The organism is Umezawaea sp. NPDC059074 (assembly GCF_042738955.1).
Classification (GTDB): Bacteria; Actinomycetota; Actinomycetes; order Mycobacteriales; family Pseudonocardiaceae; genus Umezawaea.
In genome coordinates this window covers 1-2,360 of sequence record NZ_JBHYHC010000283.1, presented here as the reverse complement: position 1 = coordinate 2,360, position 2,360 = coordinate 1, and the positions used below count along the sequence as shown (strand labels likewise).

Genomic DNA, 2,360 nt, shown 5'->3' with positions numbered 1-2,360 from the left:
ATCTTGATGACCCCGGCGACACCCGCGGCGGCCTGGGTGTGGCCGAGATTCGACTTGAGCGACCCCAGCAGCAACGGCGTCTCGCGATTCTGCCCGTAGGTCGCCAGGATCGCCTGCGCCTCGATCGGGTCCCCGAGCACCGTGCCGGTCCCGTGCGCCTCCACCACGTCGACGTCGGAGGTGGTCAGCTCCGCGTCCACGAGCGCCTGGTGGATGACCCTCTGCTGCGCGGGCCCGTTGGGCGCGGTCAGCCCGTTCGACGCGCCGTCCTGGTTGATCGCCGACCCGCGCACCAGCGCCAGCACCGGGTGCCCGTTGCGCTCCGCGTCCGACAGCCGCTCCAGCAGCACCATGCCGACGCCTTCGGACCACCCGGTCCCGTCGGCCGTGGAGGAGAACGCCTTGCAGCGCCCGTCCGGCGACAGCCCGCGCTGACGGCTGAACGCCACCAACGACCCCGGACTCGCCATCACCGCGGCACCACCGGCGAACGCCAGCGACGACTCCCCGCGCCGCAACGTCTGCACCGCCAGGTGCAACGCCACGAGCGAAGCGGAGCACGCCGTGTCCACCGTGACCGCGGGCCCTTCGAGCCCCAACGTGTACGAGATCCGCCCCGACGCCACGCTCGCCGTGTTGCCGGTCAGCAACGACCCTTCGTGCCCCTGCGCCTCGGCCAGCCGCGGCCCGTACTCCTGCTGCTCCGCCCCCACGTACACGGCGGTCGAGCTGCCGCGCAACGTGCCGGGATCGATGCCCGCGCGTTCCAGCACCTCCCACGACGTCTCCAGCAGAAGACGTTGCTGCGGGTCCATCGCGATCGCTTCACGCGGCGAGATCCCGAAGAACGTCGGGTCGAACTGGTCGGCGTCGTGCAGGAACCCGCCTTCACGGGTGTACGTCGTCCCCTGGTGCTCCGGGTCCGGGTCGTACAACGCGTCCAGGTCCCACCCACGATTGGTGGGCAACCCGCTGATCGCGTCCCCACCGTCAGCGACAAAGCTCCACAGTTCCTCCGGCGACGACACCCCACCGGGGAACCGGCATGCCATCGCCACGATCGCGATCGGCTCGTCCGACGCCGTGTTCGCACTCGGCGGCAGGATCGGCGCGGCCGACAGCCCCAACGCCTCCGCCCGCAGGTACTTCGCCACGGCGGCGGGCGTCGGGTAGTCGAACACCAGGGTGATCGGCAGGTGCAGTCCGGTCGCCTCGGTCAGTTTCGCGTGCAGGTCGACCGCCGCGATCGAATCGAATCCGAGCTCGAGGAACGGCCGCTCGGCGGCCACCACCTCTCCGGGCGCCCGCCGCAGCACAGCGGCGGCAGCACGCCCCACCAGTTCCACCAGCAGCAGTTCCTGCTCGGCCTCGGGCGCCTGAACAAGAAGACTCCAGGCGGAAGGCTGCTCCCCCGCCCCGGAGCCGTTGGTGGACGTGGCGGTCGTGATGTGCTCGGACTCGTTCAACATAACGCTCCACAATCCGCAGACAGAATGTGCGACCGTTGCTCATCGTTTCCCTAGCGAAGGAAGGCAGAAACCCCTAGCGGCCCCCTAAGCTCCCCTTGGTTCGAACCGGGGTATTGCCAACAGGAACCACGATCGGTCTACTAGGTCCACCACCCCTCGCAGAGCGCCACACACCACCGAATGTGAAGAACAGGTGAACCACAGGGGCCCCCACCTGCCACTAGGGGTGGGAATAGGGGTTGTATCCCAGATCACACCCGGATAGTTTGACCCTATTCGGAGGATGCAAGTTCAGCGTTTGCGCCACCAAGGAGGAACACCGTGCCGAACAGTGAGATCACCGAGGTGCAACGCATCGTCAGCGTGCTCCGCCGAAAAGTAGCGTCCCTCCGCTTCCACTTCGGCGACGTCCCAGACGTACAGCGCCTGCTGAACGACGTGGAACGCTTGGACATCGACATCACCGAACTACGCGGCAACACCTCCCGCCCCCGCCGGGTCCAACAACTGGCGGACGTAGTGGTCATCCCGGACGCCCCGTACAACCCCGAGCTGTGGCACGGCGCGGACGACGAGGGCGTAGGCGGCTACCGCCGCCAAACCGGCTGACCCCTCCCCCAATCCCTGAACGCCCTGTCTGCGTGGCACCGCAGACAGGGCGTTCGGCTGTCTGCTCGACTATCAGCCTGCGGGTTTCAGCGTGGGCCCCTTAGCGGCTCCAGCTCCCAGCTCGCCCACTCGGCGGCTCCAGCTCCCAGCTCGCCCAGTCGGCGGCCGCCGGTTCCAGCCCGCCCACTCGGCGGCTTCGGCTCCCAGCCCGCTGTGTCCGATTTGATTTGGGGCCCCTAGATTTGCCCCTTGATCGGGCCAAAAGGCAGTGCCCCAAAGCCC

The 2,360-nt window shown here is 68.2% G+C and carries 1 protein-coding gene and 1 pseudogene; one reads left to right on the top strand and one right to left on the bottom strand.

The genetic code is table 11. The features are described 5' to 3' along the window. Positions 1-1,370 (bottom strand): annotated as a pseudogene (locus ACFWW9_RS46055) (beta-ketoacyl synthase N-terminal-like domain-containing protein); the annotation flags it as partial. A gap of 420 nt (positions 1,371-1,790) precedes the next feature. Here ACFWW9_RS46055 and ACFWW9_RS46050 point away from each other — a divergent pair. Then, positions 1,791-2,078, top strand: coding sequence for a hypothetical protein (locus ACFWW9_RS46050; protein ID WP_390389984.1), 288 nt, complete (start codon positions 1,791-1,793; stop codon positions 2,076-2,078). Positions 2,079-2,360: the final 282 nt, after the last annotated feature.